The organism is Spirochaetae bacterium HGW-Spirochaetae-1 (genome assembly GCA_002839375.1).
Classification (GTDB): domain Bacteria; phylum Spirochaetota; class UBA4802; order UBA4802; family UBA5550; genus PGXY01.
Genome location: PGXY01000003.1, coordinates 14,284 through 33,552 on the forward strand (window position 1 = coordinate 14,284; position 19,269 = coordinate 33,552).

The following is a 19,269-nucleotide window of genomic DNA, read 5'->3' on the forward strand; positions in this document are numbered from 1 at the left end:
TCAGTACAGTTTATTCTCCAGCGGAATTCCCATATAGACTTCAATATTGATTCCATGAAGATTTGTATTTCGCCCCAGGGCTGGATATATGACCTTATCCATAGTAAGATTGATGAGTGAGTAAAAAAGATTTAATCCCAGATTAATACTGCATACACTGATTTCAGCCCCGAAACCTATATCAAACTTTGAACCGGTTATCTTTGTCTCATAGTCTCCCACTACTACATCATTGCTTCTCTGGGCCGGAAATGCCGTAAGTTTTCCGTCCAGGAGCCGCCCATAGAGCATAAAAAAGGTAAAACCTCCCTTGGCCGAATAATTGCCGCCAATGCCCATGGGACTTATGGACGGCGCATAATAGATCACCGGTCCGACACACCAGGTCTTATAGGTCATCAGGTCGCCACCGTATTCCGTTTCATCATTGCCGTTGACGACGGTTATCGTTTGCTGAAGATAATGCATCCGGAAACCTCCCCGGACTCCAATCTTGATGGCATGCGCCTCATAGCCGAGAATGATGGGTTTGAACGGAACCAGATCGACGGTTATCCCGAAAGCCGAATCAAAATAGGTAGGCTTGAAGGTCTTCCCATTATCAACAATGGAATACTTATCCTCCTCATCCCTGAGATCACCCATAAACGCAAGATTATACATAACACCCAGATTGATATGCATGAAGGTGTTAAGAAACTCCTTGGCTTGAAGCATGAGAGGCGTAATAAGCAACAACATAGTTATAAGGGCTTTTTTTATATGATTCATAGTATGTTTCCACGATTACATGCAGTAAAAATCAAATGACCGCTCATCAGAGCAAAGAAACGAATTCAAGAATAACCATCTCACGGCTCATTGGCAAGCAGAATTTTCTCCAGGAAGTAAAATAGAGGGATCAGTCGTTTCTCATGAGCATAAACCGGGACACGGTTCGTTCAAGCTGGAAAAGTTCCTCCATGTGATCGTTCAGAGAGGGGTCCCTGTCGGCATTGCCCTTGACTTTCTGGATCATGGACCGCAGGCGAGACAAATCCTCTTTCCTCCTGATGATCCTTCTTTCAATAACGCCTTTAATAAGGTCAAAATTATATTTCCGCAGGTTTACCCGGTAAAAAAAATCAATGCCGTATATCTGAAGGATCTTTTCAACATTCTTCAGGGATACCCCGGGAGCAAATTCATCGGCCTGAACAGTGTCTACGGCCCGCATTCCCTTCTGTTGTGCGGTCACGGCAGAAACAGGATCTGCTTCAACCGGCGCCGGTTCTTTTTGACTGAGTTTCTCCTGCAGGGTTGCGCTGTGCTCCGCAATAAGTTCATCGATCGCCCGATCCTTCCAGTCCTCGGTGTAGTGGCTGAATTCCTTTTCCAGAAGCAGTTCATACTCCTCAAGCATGATCGCCTTATTGGCTATATGGCCGAGAGGTGTATTGTTATAGCGGTATATTTCAGGAAATATTTCCCGTATAATCTGGTGAGGTAAAACCCGCTTGTTGTATTCCTCTTCATATAAATCGGAGAGCAGTTTCTGAAATGCGTTTTTCAGCCTGCGCACCGTGGAAAGATCGGCATCTATATATCCGTCTATGCGCTCTACACTCCTGTCACTGTCCTCCTTGACAATGCCTATAATAAAAATTTTATGGGCCTCCTTGAGAATATAGAGGATCTCTTTAAGCGCCTGCTCGCTGATACCGTAGGTTGACTCCATTTTTTTCTGGAAATCATTGGAATGGGGAATAGCATCACGGTTGTCCAGGGCGTTCTGCGCTAGAATTGATTTGAACACTTCATGTATTGTCTTTTTCAGCATAACCTTCCCATTGCATGTCTCGATACGGTGCCCGATTAAAAAGAAAAACCGGGCATGGCCTCCCTGCTCATAAAAAACTTCGACAGGTTAGTATATTAAATATTCAAATTCAAGCTTTTAAAACCACTTAAGAAAAAAAATTGACAAATTCCCATTCATTTAAATAAGTAACAATATTTTCTGTAACATTTTCCCTGTGTTCCACTATGTACTGATGTAATCCAATTCTCGCTGACGCTTATAACCAGTTCGGTACAGTTAACTCTCAATACAGGCTCGCTGCATTAATATATATTTTAAGTCTGCATAAAGGAGCATTACATTGAAAGTAAAAGGATCTGACATCATTATCGAATCCCTGAAAAAGGAAAATGTCGAGGTCATGTTCGGCTACCCCGGGGGTGTGGTAATCCCCATTTTTCATTCTCTTTTCAATGCGCCTTTCAAATTCATATTGAGCAGGCATGAGCAGGGAGCGGTGCATGCCGCCGACGGGTACGCCCGGGCCTCGGGAAAAACCGGCGTAGTCCTGGCCACTTCAGGACCGGGCGCCACCAACCTGGTGACGGGAATCGCCACGGCCTATATGGATTCCGTTCCCCTGGTCGTATTTACCGGCCAGGTATCGCGTGACATGATCGGCAACGATGCTTTCCAGGAAGTGGACGTTACCGGCATCACCAGGCCCATCACCAAGCACAACTACCTTGTTCAGGATATAAAGGACCTGTCCCGCATAATCAAAGAGGCCTTTCACATTGCTTCAACAGGACGACCGGGCCCCGTCGTTATTGACGTGCCCGTAGATATTTCAAACTCAACGTATAAATTCGAATACCCCGACACCGTCAGCATCCGGGGATACAAGCCCAATTACGAGGGACATCCCGGTCAGATCAAAAAGGCGGCGAAGCTTATCGAAACGTCTAAGCGCCCCGTTATATACGCCGGCGGCGGTGTTATTATATCCGATGCATCAAAGGAGCTCCGTGACTTCGTAAAAAAAACGGGGATACCAATCACCACAACCCTCCTGGGCCTGGGAATATATCCCGAAACTGACCCGCTCTCCCTGGAAATGCTGGGCATGCACGGCACCTATTACGCGAACCACGCCGTCCATAACTCCGACCTGCTCATAGCCGTCGGCGCCCGTTTCGACGACCGTGTAACAGGCAAGATAGCCACCTTCATCCGCGAGGCCAAGGTTATCCATATCGACATAGACCCGGCCTCGGTGAGCAAAAATGTCATGGTTGACGTACCCATCGTGGGCGACTGCAAAAGGGTTCTTCAGGAACTGAACAAGATCGTAGAACCGCCGAAGATCGACGAATGGGTTGATGAGATAATGAAACTTAAAACTGACAATCCCCTCACCTATGAGGACAGCGAGAGCGTCATAAAACCCCAGTTTGTCGTGGAGGAACTGTACCGCCTCACCAAAGGCGAGGCCATAATAACCACGGAAGTAGGCCAGAACCAGATGTGGGCAGCCCAGTTCTATAAATACTCGGAGCCCAGGACCTTTATCTCCTCGGGAGGGCTGGGAACCATGGGATACGGCTTTCCCGCGGCCATTGGCGCCCAGCTGGCAAGGCCCGACAAGCGGGTCATAGATATCGCCGGCGACGGCTCCATTCAGATGAACATCCAGGAACTCATCGTTGCCGTGCAGCACCGTCTCCCGGTCATCATCGCAATCCTGAACAATGGATTCCTTGGCATGGTCCGTCAATGGCAGCAGCTCTTCTACGATAAACGCTATTCACACACCTGCATCAAATCCGCCCCTGATTTCGCCCGGCTCGCCGAGGCCTACGGGGCCGTGGGCATCCGCATCGACAAAAAGACCGATGTGGAGCCGGCTATAAAAAAGGCACTGAGCATTAAGGACACACCCATAATTCTTGACTTCCACGTAGCCAAGGAGGAGAATGTGTATCCCATGGTCCCCGCCGGTAAATCCGTAAAAGATACGATCATGAGGGAGCTTGCATGAAACAGCATATAATTTCGGTAACGGTAGAAAATAAATTCGGCGTTCTCGCCCGGGTATCGGGACTTTTTTCCGCCCGGGGCTACAACATAGACTCCCTGGCCGTGAGCAACACCTGCATGGAGGATGTATCCATCATGACCATAGTAGTGCGCGGCGATGACAGGGTTATCGAGCAGGTAAAAAAACAGCTCAATAAACTTATTGACGTAATTAAAGTTTCAGACCATACTAACAGTCCAGTAATAGAGAGGGAATTTGTCCTCATGAGGGTGAATGCCGCTCCTGACAAGCGGGCCGAAATCATCAAGCTCGGAGAGGTCTATAACGCCAATATTGCCGAGATATCCCCGCGGAGCATCACCCTGGGAGTCAAGGGCGAGCCCGAGCGTCTCGATGAATTCATTGAGCTCCTGCGCCCTTACGGCATAAAGGAACTGATGAGAACCGGAAGAATTTCCATGCTGAAAGAAATTATTTAAAGAACCATGACATGATACAGGGACAATCGCCGCAGAAATGACAGCCTTACAGCACTGCCGGTGTCCGCGGCGATGACCTGATGAAATACATGAAATAATTACAAAAAAAGGAGTAAGATCATGGCAAGAATGTATTATGATGCCGATGCGGATTTTGGTGTATTAAAGGATAAGGTAATCGCAGTAATCGGTTACGGGAGTCAGGGACACGCCCAGGCCCAGAACCTCCGCGACAGCGGACTCAATGTCATTGTGGCGGAACTGCCGGGAACCGATAATTTTAAACTGGCCGAATCCCATAATTTTAAACCGGTTACGGCACGGGAGGCGGCGGAGAAGGCCGACCTGATTCAGATCCTGGCCCAGGACCACATCCAGGCCACCCTGTATAAAAAAGAAGTGGAGCCCTGCCTTAAAGAAGGGAAGGTGCTCGTTTTTTCCCACGGCTTCAATATCCACTTCAGCCAGATTGAGGCACCCAAAAATGTCGATGTCATCATGATCGCCCCGAAGGGACCGGGACACCTGGTGCGCAGTGAGTACGAGAAGGGAGGCGGCGTTCCGGCGCTAATAGCCGTTCATAACAACGCCTCGGGCAAGGCAAAGGAAATCGCCCTTGCCTACGCGAAAGGAATCGGGGCCACTAGAGCCGGTGTTCTTGAAACCACTTTCAAGGAAGAGACCGAGACGGACCTTTTCGGCGAACAGACCGTTCTCTGCGGCGGCGCCTCTGAGCTCGTCAAGGCCGGTTTTGAGACTCTCGTCCAGGCGGGATATCAGCCCGAGATCGCCTATTTCGAGTGCCTCCATGAACTGAAACTCATCGTCGACCTTTTTTACCAGGGCGGCATCAACTATATGCGTTATTCCGTTTCCGATACGGCAGAATTCGGCGACTACGTGAGCGGACCGCGTATAATAACCGACGCCACCCGCGCGGAAATGAAAAAAATTCTTACCGAGATCCAGGATGGTACTTTCGCGAAAAGATGGATCAAGGAAAACCAGGACGGCCGTCCCTTCTACAACAAGGTGAAGGAAGAACAGAAGAATCATCCCATCGAAAAGGTCGGCGCCCAGCTCCGTAAAATGATGAAGTGGATAGATTCGAAATAAAAATTGAATACTGACAACCGGGGCGTCTTTACATCACCGTCCCGGTTGTGTATATCGATGCATTGCAAATACAATAATGAAAAAATGGATACAGAAACAAAGCAGCGAGCTCATCGCCCGCAGGGTTTTCACCCTGCGGGACATCGACTGCCATCACCCCGAAAAGGACATACACCACACCTTTTTCAGGCTCGAGACACTGGACTGGATCAATGTTATCGCCGTCACCGGCGATAACAGGTTCATCATGGTGAAACAGCACCGCCTGGGCAATGACGAAATAACCATCGAAACAACGGGCGGACTCATTGATCACGGCGAGGACCCCCTGGAGGCTGCACGTCGTGAACTGCGCGAGGAAACGGGCTACAGTCCGGCCCGCATGACACTACTGAAGAAACTGGCCGTGAATCCCGCTATAATGGACAACTACATTTATTACTATCTCGCCGACGGATGCGTCCGTGTTTCAGACCAGGATCTCGATAAAGAGGAAGACATCGAAGTCCTGACCTACAGCAGGGATGAGATCAGGTCAATGATGCATAACGGAGAGATCGATCATGCCCTGGTGATCACGGGTCTCCTGCTCTTCTTCGATCATGAGCAGGATATCTGATTCCTGAACATGCCTTTTTTCACGGCCGCCGCAAAAAACTCCCCGTCCCTTCGTCCCATGTCAAAAGCACTCTGAAGACCCGCCGGGTTGGTATAGTCCCATTTCTCCACGGGCGGCGTCCCCGATGGCTGCACATACAGCCTCCCCGGCATAAAAGGAATCCGCTCAACGGGATACCGCCGCGTCAGCATAATCAGGGCCATACCCTGAAAATCTTTCAACGTCATGACCGGTACATTGTCGATGAGACCGCCGTCCAGGACCGTCCCTCCCGCCCTTTTCATAATGGGGACCACGGGTGGTGTGCACGATGACTGCAACAGAAGATCGGCAAGATCATTGGGCGTCCTGCATTCCCTGACCGAAACGATTTCGGGCACGAATCCCAGGCCTGCAGTCCACCGCGGATGAACCGGATACATTATTTTTTTCTCGAGGGAATAGGTAACAAGGCCCACTACCGTGGCCGACCGGGGGCCGAGCCATCGCGGCGGCCGCGACAGAACTATGCTGAGCTCGGGCCCCTCAATGATTTTCCGTAACGCCCCGGCGTCGATAGTCTCCAGTATGGTGCTCCTGTACATATCAAAGTGGGGGAAGGCCTTCACTCCCCTCAGGGGGCCCGTGAGGTAAAAATTTTTTTTATTTTCACCTGAAATTTTTTTAAAATATTCCAGTCCCTCCCGTATCTTTCCCGAAAGACACATGCATGCCATTGTGGCCCCGGCGCTCACACCGGTCACCAGTTCCGGCTTCAGTTTCAATTCCGGCACGGCCGTCTCCCAGAAACCGGCCTGCCACAGGCAGCGCACACCGCCGCCGGCAAAGACAACGGCTCCAAATGGTGATATCTTCTTCAATCTGGACATCACCTCCTGTTATTGTTCCGGAGGAATCGCATCGCTTTTCTCTATAAACCTGCAGTTGCCGGTAAAATCGATTACTTCAGCTGACGGGATGGCGAGACAGAGAGTCTCATTGTCATTAATGGGCCTGAAAAAAACAAGGTGGCTGATAGTCCCCATCTTATAGTGAAAGCATCCCGAACCGCTCTCCAGCACCTGGCTGATAAACCAGTATCCCTTTAAATCAGCACCGATGAGCACCGCCCGTGGATGAAAAACTACAAGCCCTTCTCTATCGATGATGTAATAATATCCCGACACTCCCACACGTTTTGTCCTGAGTTCATAATAATTGCGTCGGTCTTTTTTCAGCGAGGCGATGACAGAGTCATAATTTTTATAAATTGTCGGCGTATCCACAACTGATGTTCCGGCACAGGAGGGTATTATTGCAAAAACAGTAAGGAGAAGAAAAAATCGTTTCATAGGCATCTCTCCCGCTAATTTACAGCCGTGGCATCCCATTCACCGGGTAATCGGGCTGAAGAATTGCTTTTAAATGTACAGATCGAAAACAAACTGTCAAGTGCAATATTCTGCTTGACGCCCCAAATCCCCGGGCCGATGATTTGCCATGGAAATATCATTATCGGTATTCATCTTTTTTTTCGGCGCCCTCTGGGGCAGTTTTTTTTATACACTGTCATTGCGTTATGCAAACGGCAGCATGGCTGCCCATCCCTTCCAGGCTCTGTTTTCATCATCGCGGTGTCCCTGCTGTGCGGAAAAAATATCCCCCCTGTACCTGGTGCCGCTCCTGGGATTTCTGGCACTGCGGGGAAAATGTAAAAGCTGCGGCGCCTCCATTTCGTGGATATATCCCGCCGCTGAAATAGCCAGCGGTCTGCTGCTTCTCTTCATGACGCAAACCATGGGTTTCTATCCCGGTACCATGCTCACTTTCATGCTCATTCAGACAGCAATGGCCATTTCAATAGTTGATGTAAAAACTCTCACGATCCCCGATTCTCTCATTGCGCTCTTCCTCATGCTTTCCCTGTACCCCATGGTACTCCACAACACCTTCAGGGATTCCCTTTATGGACTTATCCTTATGTCCCTCTTTTTCATAGTAATATTGCTGATTTTCCCCGGTTCCTTCGGGGGCGGCGATGTAAAATTCTCCGCGATGATCGGTCTCTATTCGGGACTTGAACTTTCCCTGGTAGTACTGGAAACGGCACTGATTACCGGCGCCCTGGCGGGCGTCTTCTATGCGGTGATAACAAAAAAGGGATTCCGCAGTAAAATCCCTTTTGGCCCCTTTCTTGCCCTGGGCCTCGTCGTATCAATTCTTTACGGCCGGGATATCATCCTGATCTACTACCGGTTCATGCGCTGACCAGCGACGAGATACCCTTTCCGGCCGGTTCTTCTATCACACCTTTCTCGGTTATTATAGCGCTTATCAGCTCCGCCGGTGTCACATCAAAGGCCGGATTGTATATGCGCACGCCTTCGGGAACGATCTGCACAGAACCCACATAGGCCACCTCGTCGACGGAACGCTCCTCGATGACAATATCACCGCCGGTATGTGTATTTATATCCAGGGTGGAAACCGGGGCCGCCACGTAAAAGGGAATGCCATGATGCCTGGCCAACACCGCATGGGAGTAGGTGCCGATCTTGTTCGCCGTGTCGCCGTTAGCGGCCACGCGGTCGGCACCCACGATAATTTTTTTAACAAGACCCTTTTTCATAAAAAATCCCGCCATATTGTCGGTGATAACCGTTACGGGAATATTATCCTTCTGCAATTCCCAGGCCGTGAGCCTGGCACCCTGCAGGTACGGCCTCGTTTCACAGGCGATCACTTCTATCTTTTTGCCCTCTTCCACGGCAGCCCTGATCACTCCCAGGGCCGTACCATATCCGCCAGTGGCCAAAGACCCGGCATTACAGTGCGTCATCACCACATCACCGTCACTGAGAAACCTGCTTCCGTTTTTACCCATGGTCCTGTTTATGGCGATATCCTCCTCGAGAATGTTGACCGCTTCCATCACCAGGGCATCGATGATCGAGTCGATATCGCTTCCGCTGGATACAAGGGATCTCATTCTTTCAATGGCCCAGAACAGGTTCACAGCAGTAGGCCTCGTTTCCGCAAAGAGCAATAAAACACCATCCATGGTCTCACGGAAATCCTTCAGGTCCCTGCCTTTAAAATTTTTCGCCGCCAGGGCGATACCCATGGCAGCCGTGATCCCAATAGCCGGAGCCCCCCGAACTTCCATGGACCTGATGGCCTCGGCCACGCCGATATAGTTACCATAATCATTGTATATTTCCTGCAGGGGCAGCTTCCTCTGATCCAGAATTGAAACGGATTCCCCCATCCATTTTACCGTATGCATATATTATTCCTCGCCTCGCTCTACTCTGTTTTTTCTCATGGTGATTTTATTACCCTTTTCATTCCAGGATACTTCATCCATGTGTATTCGAATGATAAGAAGTCCGCGCCCGCTGTTCTTGAAAAAGTTTTCCGGGTCCCGCGGGTCCGGCAGAGTTCTAAAGTCAAAACCCCTGCCCTGATCCTCAATAGTATATTCCACCATGTTTTTTGTCTGTTCGCAGGTAATCACCACCATCCGGTCCTTGTACCGGGGATCTTCACGACGGCGCTCTATTTCCTCGTTGAAAACCTTGATCCCTCCCTTTTCCCGCATGGACGACGAAACTTCAAGATTGCCGTGAAACATTGCGTTAGCGACTCCCTCTTTCAGTGCCAGGGAAATATTTTCCGCTGTCGTCTGATTGCACAGGCCCGAGGGAACCAGGTTCTTGGTGAGTTCATAGGATATGGTGTTGATGATGGCGGAATCAACAGGTATTCTGTACACCATCTTTTCAAATTCAATATATCGGCCAAAACTATCGGCAAGTTTTTTTTCATGCTTGCGCTTCAGGATAGAACGCACCGACGAGGCAACATCGTTGATATCAAAGGGCTTCCTGATGAAATCATCGGCGCCGAAACGCAGGGCTGTGATGGCGTCTTCAACGTTCCCGTGGCCCGTTATGAGCAGCACCGGTACCGGCTCATCCTGGGCTTTTACGCGCCGAAGGAGCTCAATGCCGTCCATTTTTCGCAATTTTATATCGCTGATGATAAGATCGATCTTCTCCTCGCCGGTTTTGAGGAGATAGAGGACATCCTCGGCCTTCTCAAGCGATATGACATTATACCCCAGTCGGGCCAGTTTTTTCTGAAGAGTAAACCGTATGACCTCTTCATCGTCGACCACAAGTATCCTGGGCTGGCTTTCCTGCATTATGACTCGTCTCCGGTATTGTTGTCTCCGCCCAAAATGAGGTGCCCCATCTTGTCCCTTTTCGTTCTCAGGTAATTCAGATTCTCCGAACCCGGTTCTATCTCTATGGGAACGCGCTCCACAATCTCCAGGCCGTACCCCTCGAGACCGATGACCTTCTTGGGATTATTCGTTAACAGGCGGATTTTATGCAGACCCAGATCAACGAGGATCTGGGCGCCGATGCCGTAATCCCGGAGATCTTCGGCGAAGCCCAATTCGATATTGGCTTCCACGGTATCCATGCCGCTCTCCTGCAGATGGTAGGCCTTTATTTTATTACCCAGGCCGATTCCCCTTCCCTCCTGGCGCATATAGAGAAGAACTCCCTTTCCCTCTTTTTCGATGATCTGCATAGCCCGGTGGAGCTGAGAACCGCAGTCGCAGCGCCTTGATGCCAGAACATCGCCTGTAAGGCATTCAGAGTGAACCCGAACCATGACATTTTCGGCCCCGGAAACATTGCCCTTCACCATGGCGACATGTGTTACGTTTTCAAACTGTGATTCATAGGCTATGATCTTGAAATCACCGTAATCCGTGGGAAGATTGGCCTCGGAAACACTGTGTACGAGCCTTTCAATGTGCTGACGATATTTGATGAGATCGGAGATGGTGGCTATCTTTAGGCCGTGTGCCCGGGCGAACTTGTCCAGATCAGGACGTCGCGCCATTGTGCCGTCCTCGTTCATTATTTCGCAGATGACCCCGGCGTTTTTAAGGCCTGCAAGTTTCGCCAGATCAACGGCCGCCTCAGTATGTCCCGCCCGAACCAGAACACCACCGGGCTTAGCAGCCAGGGGGAACATATGCCCGGGCCTTCGCAAATCGTTGGGTCCGGATTTTTCATCTATCATGACCTGCACGGTCTTCGCGCGGTCCTGGGCCGATATGCCCGTTGTAGTTTCCTCAACGGCATCAACGGATACGGTGAAGGCCGTGCCAAATTTATCCTTATTATCTTCGACCATGAGCTTCAGACCCAGGCGGTCTATCATGTCGGAAGTCATGGGAACACAGATAAGCCCCCTCCCGTGTTTGGCCATGAAGTTAATAATCTCAGGTGTGCAGAATTCGGCGGCTACAATCAGATCACCCTCATTTTCCCGGTCCTCGTTGTCGACTATGATGATCATTTTGCCGTTGCGAACATCTTCGATTATTTCCTGGATTGAACTGGATTTCATGGGAGGCTCCTTTATATTTCAGATCTGTACATTAGATTTTTACCCGGCAGCGCCGTCAAGATTTTTTACTGTTTTCATTATCATGCAACAATGAGCAGCTACTCACACCCCTCAATAACAACAAAGGCAAGGGCATGATCCTTTTCGTGGCTGATACTGACATGGATCCTGAGAATAATACTGTTTTCCTGATCAGTCCCGAATAAAACACGGGGATTCGCAATATAGGGACGCCCCTTCTCATCGTTGAGTACCGACACCTCGTTGAAAGAGAAGGCTCTGTCCCCCAGGGCCTTCACCAGGCATTCCTTCACGGCAAAGCGCCCGGCAATATAATTGCCGGGATTTTGAGCCGGAAGATGCTCGATCTCTTCACGGGAGAGGACTCGATCTAAGAAACGTTTACCATACTTCTTATGAAGTTTTTCAATACGGCTGATGAGAACCATATCAGTCCCTATTCCGGTGATCATGCCCATAAACCTCCAGCAATGTTCATTGTAATCATGACAGTCATACTCAAGATTCCGTTGCAAACCCATATCGGGGCTCTGACCCCTGATAATTTTTAAGACATATTTAAATGCTCTGACCCCTATTCATGAACCGTATCCAGGATACGGGATATTTCTTCCCTGCACATGGTAGTGACAAGCCCCTGTCTCACCTGTGAGGCATTGCGGAAACCATGAATATAGCGGGTAAGATGCTTCCTCATGAGAATAATTCCCCGGTCTCCATAGAAGGATATATTCAGATCCAGGTGCTCCAGTATCTGCGCCTTGATATCCTCAATACCGGGCACCGTATCGGAAAAAATCCAGGGGTTGCCACAGGCGCCCCTGCCTACCATAACAGCAGCGCATTCTGACGAGGCAAGCCTTTCCAGCGCTTCAGAGTGAGTCCTGATATCACCGTTGCCAATAACGGGCATCCTGGTCATGGCATTTATTTCGCCAATGATATCCCAGTCGGCCTCACCGCTGTATCCCTGGGCTCTGGTACGCCCATGCACGGTGATAAAATCAACACCGGCCGATTCCAGGGCCGTCACCACGTCGCGATAATTCCGGCTCTGATGGTCCCATCCCGTGCGTATCTTGGCAGAAACGGGCAGCGTCACACTGGCCACAACAGCAGCGGCGATCTTTTCAACAAGGTCCGGCTCCCGGAGTAGGGCTGCGCCTGACCCGATTCCGCCCTTGCACACATTGGAGGAAGGACAGCCCATATTGAGATCAATAAAATCCGGTCCCAGGGACTGCACCTTTGCAGCCGCCTCCCCCATTATCACCGGGTCACGTCCAAAAATCTGTATGCCCAGGGGCCGTTCATCAGGGAAAAAACGCAGAAGATCTATGGTTTTGCGGTTATCCCGCACAATACCCTCGGCGCTGATAAGCTCCGTGATGACAAGGCCGGCACCGGACCGGCGTGCAATACGGCGGAACGGTGAATCTGTGTAGCCCGCAATGGGGGCGAGCACAACAGGGCTGTCTATGGTCAATTTATTGAGCTGTGTCATGATTTTAACCCGCCGGTATGTATATGTCCGCTGCCTATTCTCTTTCAGCGACGAAGATGGTGGCGATCCCGCCTGTCTGTCTCTCGATCCTTACGGCGGAAAAACCGGCATCCTTCAAAATCATGGCCAACTCATCGGGATCAAGGAATGTGGCGATGGTCCCGGCCAGATAGCGGTAGGCATCGCGTTTCCCCGAGACAAGCCCGCCAACAAGGGGAAGGATAAAGCCAATATAGAGCCTGTACGCCATTTTCATCAGCATGCCCGAAGGCCTGGTAAGCTCCAGTATCTGCAGCATTCCGCCCGGGACAAGCACCCTGCGGGCCTCGGCCATGAATACATTAATATCGGGGATATTTCTGATGCCGAAAGCAATGGTGAGCAGGGCAAAGGACTCTGACCTGAAGGGAAGGCGCGCCGCATCGGCTGCAACAGCACCGCTGCCGAGCCATCCCCGGGCCTTGCCCGTCTTAAGCATGGCATGAGAAAAATCCAGGGAAAAGACCATAGCGCCGGCATTTGTAAGACGGTTAGAGAGATCGCCGGTGCCGCAGCACACATCAAGCACGGGCCTTCCGGTTACAGAGCCGGCGTTTCGTACCACCCTCTTCCTCCAGCCCCGGTCAATCCCCAGGGACAGAATCCGGTTGAGCAGATCATATGTGGACACAATATCATCGAACATGCCCTTGATTTTTTCCTTTCTCAGGCCCGGTTCCCTATCATCGACTCGGTAAGTGAAATCCTCTCTCACGCCATTCTCCTGATAATTTCGTATCGGGAATCACGCAAAACCGGTATCCGTCCCGCGTTCCGAATTATTTCAACGAGTTCATCCATACCGGTGTTGGTGCGGATGCCCGTGGCTTTTACCACGACCTCCTCGGTGAGAATGCCTCCCATATCATTGGCGCCCATGGCCAGAGCCACCTGGGCCAGTTTCAGCCCCTCAGTAAGCCATCCCGCCTGTATATAACGGATATTGTCCAGATAGATACGAGCTATGGCAACCACCTTCAGGTAATCCACACCTGTGGCAGGCATGATCTCATCCATCCGCGTATATCGTGGCGAAAAAGACCAGGGAATGAATGCCCTGAGTATTCCGGTTTTATCCTGAACAGTCCGTACCGTATCAAGATGTTCTATCTTCTCATCAAGGGTCTCCCCCATACCATAGGTCATGGTGGCCGTGGAGGTCATCCCAGCGCGTTCCAGGGCATACATGACCTCGCACCAGTTTTCCCGTGATATCTTGCCGGGGCTCACATAGGTACGTATCCTGTCCACCAGAAGGTCCGATGCCCCCGGCACCGAATCGAGTCCCGCGCTTTTCAGCCGCTGAAGTACTTCGTCGAGGGTCAGATCCGATTTCTGCGATATATGATATATTTCTGCCGGCGAGAAGGAGTGCAGATAAATTTGAGGAAAAGCCGCCTTTACTTCTTTTACCATGGTCAGATAGGTTTCAATGGTATAATCGGGATGAAGCCCTCCCTGGAGCATCACCTGGGTTCCGCCGGCCCGGACCAGATCATCGATCTTTCCCAGCATCTCTTCCATAGAGAGCTCATATGCCTCCACCTTGCCCGCCCTGGCATGATAGGCGCAGAAACGACAGCCCGCCTCGCATACATTGGTAAAATTTACTATCCGGTCCAGAATGAAGCCCACGGTGTTTTCAGGATGGATAAGGGCAAGGCGTGCATCAGCAGCATGGCCCAGCTCCCGTATATCCCACTGGAATAGCGTGACCGCCTCTTCTCGGCTAATACGCTCTCCGGTATAGATTTTCAGCTTTATAGTATTCTTGTCCACGAAACCATTCCCTGCAAGTTTTCTGAAAAATGATACTCTGCCTTTTCCAGAATCGGTATTATAAAATACCCTGTAAACCTTATATTTAAAATATAACACCATTGATTGTAAAAATACTGCTATGACAAGTAAAAAAGGCTTTCCAATATCTTTTCTATTGAGGGGTCAGAGCATATGAGGGGTCAGAGCATAAATCCATCTCCTTCCCGTATTTGAAACTTGAATTCAGGAACTCGAAGGGGTCAGAGCCTGTAATTTTCATTGACATTATTTCCAAGATATTTTTCCTGACATCTTTATTTTACTGCATACACATTAAACCCAATGTAAAGGTATTATTATGAATTACTCCGGTGAATATTCGCAAAAACTGACAAACGCTTATGATGCGGTTAAAGTCATTGATTCCGGCGATGTTGTCGATTACGGCTCCTTTAATGGAAAACCCGTGGAATGTGACCGGGCTCTGTCCCTAAGAGCCGATGAATTGCACGATGTATCCGTCTATGCTACGGTTACCGTGCCCCCTGTACCTGAGGTTGCCCGACGCCCAGATATCTTTACCTATTCCGATTGGCACTGGACAAAGCTGACCCGCCTCCTTCAGTTCCAGGGAAAACCCTTTTATTCACCTGTCCTTTACCAGCGCGCCCCGTACTATCACCGCCACAGCAGGCCGAAATCCTATCGTTCCACGTATTATGATAACCCTGAGAAGGGGCCGGGAGTAAAGGTCGTGGCCATTCTCCAGACCGGGCCCATGGATGAATACGGATTTTTTAATTTCGGACCCCAGTGTTCCCATACCTGCGCCTGTGTGGGCACCGCAGATATCGTTATCGTGGAAGTAAACCGGAACCAGCCCCGATGCCTGGGCGTGGAAAATGCCGTGCATATATCCGAAATCGATCATATCGTTGAAGCACCGGAGTCGCAAAGGCTTTTCAGCCCTCCCCCGGCAGCCCACACCGACATAGACCGCCAGATAGCCGGACATATCATGCAGTACATTCACAACGGATGCTGCCTGCAGCTCGGCATCGGCAGCCTTCCTAATCTGGTTGGCGAAATGATCGCCGAATCCGATCTCAGAGACCTGGGAGGCCACACGGAGATGTTCGTTGATGCCTTTGTCAAAATGATAGAATCGGGCAAGATGAACGGAAGGAAAAAAAATATAGATCATAACCTCTGCGCCTACACCTTCGCACTGGGGTCAGAGCATATGTATGATTTCATGAACGACAACCAGGGCCTCATAGCCTATCCAGTTGATTATACAAACAGCGACGAGATAATCGGGCAGATAGACAATTTTGTCAGCATAAACAACGCCCTGCAGATAGACCTCTTCACACAGGTCAACGCCGAAAGCATGGTGATAGAGGGCCGGCCGCAACAGATATCGGGCAACGGCGGCATGCTGGATTTCGTCATGGGGTCGCACAAGTCGCACCGGGGCAGAAGTTTTATCTGTTTTTCATCGACCTACACGGACAAAGACAGCCGCGTACAGTCCCGTATTGTCCCCACGCTCGAGCCGGGCACTATCGTAACCGTGCCGCGCCAGGCTGTTGATTTCATCGTTACGGAATACGGGGCTGTCAGGCTTGCAGCCTGTTCCACATGGATGAGGGCGGAAAAACTCATCAGCATCGCCCATCCCGATTTCAGGGACGACCTTGTCAAAGAGGCTGAAAAGCTAGGAATATGGAGAAGAACGAACAGGATATCATAGTTCAGCGAAATGAATTTCAGGTACATGGGCCAGCAGTCCCAGTTCCATGGCCTCGTCAAAATAAAACCGCAACGCTTTTTTCAGATTGATGCTAAAGTCGAATTTCAACAATTCATAATAATGACGTATATCGTAGCGAATTTCAGGATATCTCTCCGCTGCCTTCCGAACCACTTCATCGTCATTTGTCCTGAGTTCCTGCAGTGATAAAGTATATGAAGAAATGACCTTTTTAACCAGATCCCGTTGTTCACTGAGACAATCCCTATCCACAACAAACACGGCAAAAACAACGGGAAAACCAGTTTTGCGAAGCCATAGATCGCCCAGATCATAACTATACTGGATGGGCTCACTGCTGTCCAGCATGGCTTCATTGCCGATAACCAGGGCGGCATCAATATTTTCATAGGATGGTTTCGGTTCCACCGTGACATACCGCGGGGTCAGAGCATAATATTTCTCAAGCAGAATACGCAGAAGAATAAGGGACGTCTGAGAAGCCGAGGTTAATCCAACAATTTTCCCGCTCAGGGTCTCAATCGGAACCTTACTATTAAGAACGACGGAACGCACATAGCCAATGGAACTGAGGCAGAAATAAGGGAGTACTAATGCGGAGCCCTGCATATCAGCATACGCCGCCGCCGATATGGGACTCATATCCAGGGCTCTGTCCCTCATGAGCCTGTTGAGCTCGCTGGGATGATGCGGCACTACCTCAACACCGGGTATCGATTCTTTTTCAAACATATGATAGTAAAAAGGGTAACAGTTGAGATAATCGATATAGCCGATTTTCATGTGGATATCCTTCTTGCTTATTTTTCCCTATAGTCCGCTGTGGCCCGCACCGGTATTTTCCCTGAAGCCCGGATAAGGCGGCAGAGATGTTCTTCCGTACCATAATCCGGCGTTTCGGCACCGGCCGAATGTACCACCTTTTCGTAATGATATGTTGCTCCAATATCATCGACTCCAAAATCAAGAAGCACCTGGGCCATCTTTTCTCCCAGGTACATCCATAACCCTTTTATATGCGGGATATTATGCAGAAAAATCCTTGCCGTTGCATACAGCCGGATATCATCGAATCCTGTACTGCTTTTTCTCTTTGATTTTATTTTCGTATTCTCTTCATGAAACTGCAGAGGAACAAAGGTCTTAAATCCCCCGGTCTCATTCTGGACACTACGCAGCATCTCCATGTGTTCAACGATATCTTTCGTGTCCTCGATGTGATTATAAAGAAGCGTGGCATTGGTTTTAAGCCCCAGGGAATGAGCAATTTTCATTACTTCGAGCCACTGGGCCCCGGATATCTTTCGGGGAGCGATGATATTTCTCTTTTCTTCGGCAAAAATTTCAGCCCCACCGCCGGGAATGGCTCCCAGTCCTGCATCAATGAGGGTTTCCATTACCTCTCGCACAGTCATGGCATTTCTCTTCGCAAAATAATCGTATTCAGCGGCAGTGAAAGCAACTATAAAAAGATCATTCCTGACACTCTTAATCCGACGCAGCATTTCCGTAAAATAACCTATATCAAGCTTCGGATTCAGACCACCGACGATATGCACCTCATCTATACCGAACTCAACGGCTTTCCTTACACGTTCCTCGATCTCATCCAGTGAATAGAGATAGGCATTTGCATCCCCTTCATCGCAGGAGAAAGCGCAAAGTGGACAGCGCAATTCGCAGATGTTTGTATAATTAAGATTCATATTCACACCGTAATAGGCTCTGACCCCATGATACTGTTCACGTAAATAATTGGATATCGTACCGAGTCCAAGGATGTCATCGGTGTTGAGCATAACAAGTGCGTCATCAGTGCTAACCGGTACACCCGCTTGAACCTTTTCGGCTATTGAATATAATTTTTTTTCTTTGATTAACGATATATCCATAACAATTAACCCACATTAGCATCATCTAATTTTCCAGGCTCTGACCCCATTCAGGAAAAAGATTATGCTCAATCTCCAGGAGATTTAATATTTTGCCAACAATGAAATCCACCACATCTTCAATAGTAGCCGGGAAGGTGTAGAAACCGGGAGCAGGTATCACTACAGATACTCCGGCCCGTCTCACCTTGACCAAATTCTCCAGGTGTATAAGATTCAGTGGTGTTTCCCTGGGTACAATTATAACACGACGTTCTTCCTTCAGAGCCACGTCAACAGCCCTGGTAATAAGAGAATCAGCATATCCAGATGCAATCGCTCCCAGGGTCTTCATGGAGCAGGGAACAACTATCACTCCCTCATTTTTTGATGTTCCACTGGCGGCAGGGGAAAAATAATCCCCCGGACTGCATTCTTTAAGAAGCGCAAAATCAGGCTCTGACCCTTTCTCTGACAAAACATCTTTTACGGATCGAAACCGCTTCCTGCTTTTAAACATTTCGTAGGATATAGTTTCCCATGCCGAATCGGAAACAATGGCAAGTACTTCTTTACCAGATTTCAGTATAAGTTCAATCAAACGTATCCCCAGAACCGGACCACTGGCACCTGTAATAGCTACAATATACATTCTCAGCCTCTCGCCCTTTTATGTATGTACAGATACAGCCTATCTACATGTCTGGCATGCTGTCAATTATTAGTTTAATCAGATAGACAGAATATCTAAGCTCTGACCCCGCATAGTGTTTTAAAAATACAACGCCAGCCTTTTACGATATGCCTCTTCAAACCAGAGAAATTTCTCCACACACTGCTCAAAGGTCT

General features: G+C 49.4%; 20 protein-coding genes. 6 read left to right on the forward strand and 14 right to left on the reverse strand.

Annotated elements, in window-relative coordinates; genetic code table 11:
* Nucleotides 1–771 (reverse strand): hypothetical protein, encoded by a 771-nt coding sequence (locus CVV44_04740; protein ID PKL39534.1) that lies wholly within the window; start codon nucleotides 769–771, stop codon nucleotides 1–3.
* A 130-nt stretch (nucleotides 772–901) separates the two neighbouring features.
* On the reverse strand, nucleotides 902–1,819 hold the full coding sequence (locus CVV44_04745; protein ID PKL39535.1) for a hypothetical protein: 918 nt from the start codon (nucleotides 1,817–1,819) through the stop codon (nucleotides 902–904).
* A 322-nt stretch (nucleotides 1,820–2,141) separates the two neighbouring features.
* On the opposite strand from CVV44_04745, the gene ilvB reads away from it, so the two are divergent.
* The 4 genes from ilvB to CVV44_04765 all read left to right on the forward strand — a co-directional run bounded on the left by ilvB (nucleotide 2,142) and on the right by CVV44_04765 (nucleotide 6,035).
* Nucleotides 2,142–3,821 (forward strand): acetolactate synthase, large subunit, biosynthetic type, encoded by a 1,680-nt coding sequence (ilvB, locus tag CVV44_04750; GenBank protein PKL39536.1) that lies wholly within the window; start codon nucleotides 2,142–2,144, stop codon nucleotides 3,819–3,821.
* Nucleotides 3,818–4,300, forward strand: a complete 483-nt coding sequence (locus tag CVV44_04755; GenBank protein ID PKL39537.1) for an acetolactate synthase small subunit — start codon at nucleotides 3,818–3,820, stop codon at nucleotides 4,298–4,300. Before ilvB ends, CVV44_04755 begins: the two co-directional genes overlap by 4 nt.
* 117 nt (nucleotides 4,301–4,417) lie before the next feature.
* Nucleotides 4,418–5,416 (forward strand): ketol-acid reductoisomerase, encoded by a 999-nt coding sequence (locus CVV44_04760; protein PKL39538.1) that lies wholly within the window; start codon nucleotides 4,418–4,420, stop codon nucleotides 5,414–5,416.
* A 76-nt stretch (nucleotides 5,417–5,492) separates the two neighbouring features.
* A complete protein-coding gene (locus tag CVV44_04765) occupies nucleotides 5,493–6,035 on the forward strand; it encodes an NTP pyrophosphohydrolase (GenBank protein PKL39539.1) in 543 nt (180 codons plus the stop codon).
* Here the strand turns inward: CVV44_04765 and CVV44_04770 are convergent.
* Both CVV44_04770 and CVV44_04775 read right to left on the reverse strand, forming a co-directional pair.
* Nucleotides 6,017–6,904, reverse strand: coding sequence for a Patatin (locus tag CVV44_04770; protein PKL39540.1), 888 nt, complete (start codon nucleotides 6,902–6,904; stop codon nucleotides 6,017–6,019). The two genes, CVV44_04765 and CVV44_04770, sit on opposite strands and share 19 nt — an antisense overlap.
* A gap of 9 nt (nucleotides 6,905–6,913) precedes the next feature.
* Entirely contained in the window at nucleotides 6,914–7,366 is a 453-nt protein-coding gene (locus tag CVV44_04775; protein PKL39541.1) for a hypothetical protein, read from the reverse strand.
* Between the two features lie 148 nt (nucleotides 7,367–7,514).
* Here CVV44_04775 and CVV44_04780 point away from each other — a divergent pair, with 148 nt between their 5' ends.
* Nucleotides 7,515–8,282, forward strand: a complete 768-nt coding sequence (locus tag CVV44_04780) for a hypothetical protein (protein PKL39542.1) — start codon at nucleotides 7,515–7,517, stop codon at nucleotides 8,280–8,282.
* Here the strand turns inward: CVV44_04780 and mtnA are convergent.
* The 7 genes from mtnA to CVV44_04815 all read right to left on the reverse strand — a co-directional run bounded on the left by mtnA (nucleotide 8,272) and on the right by CVV44_04815 (nucleotide 14,892).
* Nucleotides 8,272–9,300, reverse strand: a complete 1,029-nt coding sequence (gene mtnA / locus CVV44_04785; GenBank protein PKL39543.1) for an S-methyl-5-thioribose-1-phosphate isomerase — start codon at nucleotides 9,298–9,300, stop codon at nucleotides 8,272–8,274. The genes CVV44_04780 and mtnA overlap by 11 nt on opposite strands.
* 3 nt (nucleotides 9,301–9,303) lie before the next feature.
* Nucleotides 9,304–10,221 (reverse strand): hypothetical protein, encoded by a 918-nt coding sequence (locus CVV44_04790; GenBank protein ID PKL39544.1) that lies wholly within the window; start codon nucleotides 10,219–10,221, stop codon nucleotides 9,304–9,306.
* A complete protein-coding gene (locus CVV44_04795; GenBank protein PKL39545.1) occupies nucleotides 10,221–11,447 on the reverse strand; it encodes a bifunctional 3,4-dihydroxy-2-butanone-4-phosphate synthase/GTP cyclohydrolase II in 1,227 nt (408 codons plus the stop codon). Before CVV44_04795 ends, CVV44_04790 begins: the two co-directional genes overlap by 1 nt.
* A 98-nt stretch (nucleotides 11,448–11,545) precedes the next feature.
* Nucleotides 11,546–11,989, reverse strand: a complete 444-nt coding sequence (acpS, locus tag CVV44_04800; protein PKL39546.1) for a holo-[acyl-carrier-protein] synthase — start codon at nucleotides 11,987–11,989, stop codon at nucleotides 11,546–11,548.
* 53 nt (nucleotides 11,990–12,042) lie between these two features.
* Complete coding sequence (locus tag CVV44_04805) at nucleotides 12,043–12,972, reverse strand: tRNA dihydrouridine synthase DusB (protein PKL39547.1); 930 nt, start codon at nucleotides 12,970–12,972, stop codon at nucleotides 12,043–12,045.
* Nucleotides 12,973–13,006: 34 nt separating this feature from the next.
* Complete coding sequence (locus CVV44_04810) at nucleotides 13,007–13,726, reverse strand: dimethylmenaquinone methyltransferase (protein ID PKL39548.1); 720 nt, start codon at nucleotides 13,724–13,726, stop codon at nucleotides 13,007–13,009.
* Nucleotides 13,723–14,892 carry a dehypoxanthine futalosine cyclase gene (locus tag CVV44_04815; protein PKL39549.1) on the reverse strand — a complete coding sequence of 390 codons (1,170 nt, stop codon included), beginning with the start codon at nucleotides 14,890–14,892 and terminating at the stop codon, nucleotides 13,723–13,725. Before CVV44_04815 ends, CVV44_04810 begins: the two co-directional genes overlap by 4 nt.
* A gap of 238 nt (nucleotides 14,893–15,130) precedes the next feature.
* On the opposite strand from CVV44_04815, the gene CVV44_04820 reads away from it, so the two are divergent.
* A complete protein-coding gene (locus CVV44_04820) occupies nucleotides 15,131–16,528 on the forward strand; it encodes an acetyl-CoA hydrolase (protein ID PKL39550.1) in 1,398 nt (465 codons plus the stop codon).
* Here CVV44_04820 and CVV44_04825 read toward each other — a convergent pair.
* From CVV44_04825 to CVV44_04835, 3 genes are read right to left on the reverse strand one after another with little or no spacing between them, the layout of a single operon-like run.
* Complete coding sequence (locus CVV44_04825) at nucleotides 16,523–17,332, reverse strand: hypothetical protein (GenBank protein PKL39551.1); 810 nt, start codon at nucleotides 17,330–17,332, stop codon at nucleotides 16,523–16,525. The genes CVV44_04820 and CVV44_04825 overlap by 6 nt on opposite strands.
* Before the next feature lie 17 nt (nucleotides 17,333–17,349).
* Nucleotides 17,350–18,441: an aminofutalosine synthase MqnE gene (locus CVV44_04830; protein ID PKL39552.1), complete on the reverse strand. Its 1,092-nt coding sequence runs from the start codon at nucleotides 18,439–18,441 to the stop codon at nucleotides 17,350–17,352.
* A gap of 25 nt (nucleotides 18,442–18,466) precedes the next feature.
* Complete coding sequence (locus tag CVV44_04835) at nucleotides 18,467–19,072, reverse strand: aromatic acid decarboxylase (GenBank protein ID PKL39553.1); 606 nt, start codon at nucleotides 19,070–19,072, stop codon at nucleotides 18,467–18,469.
* Nucleotides 19,073–19,269 lie beyond the last annotated feature (197 nt).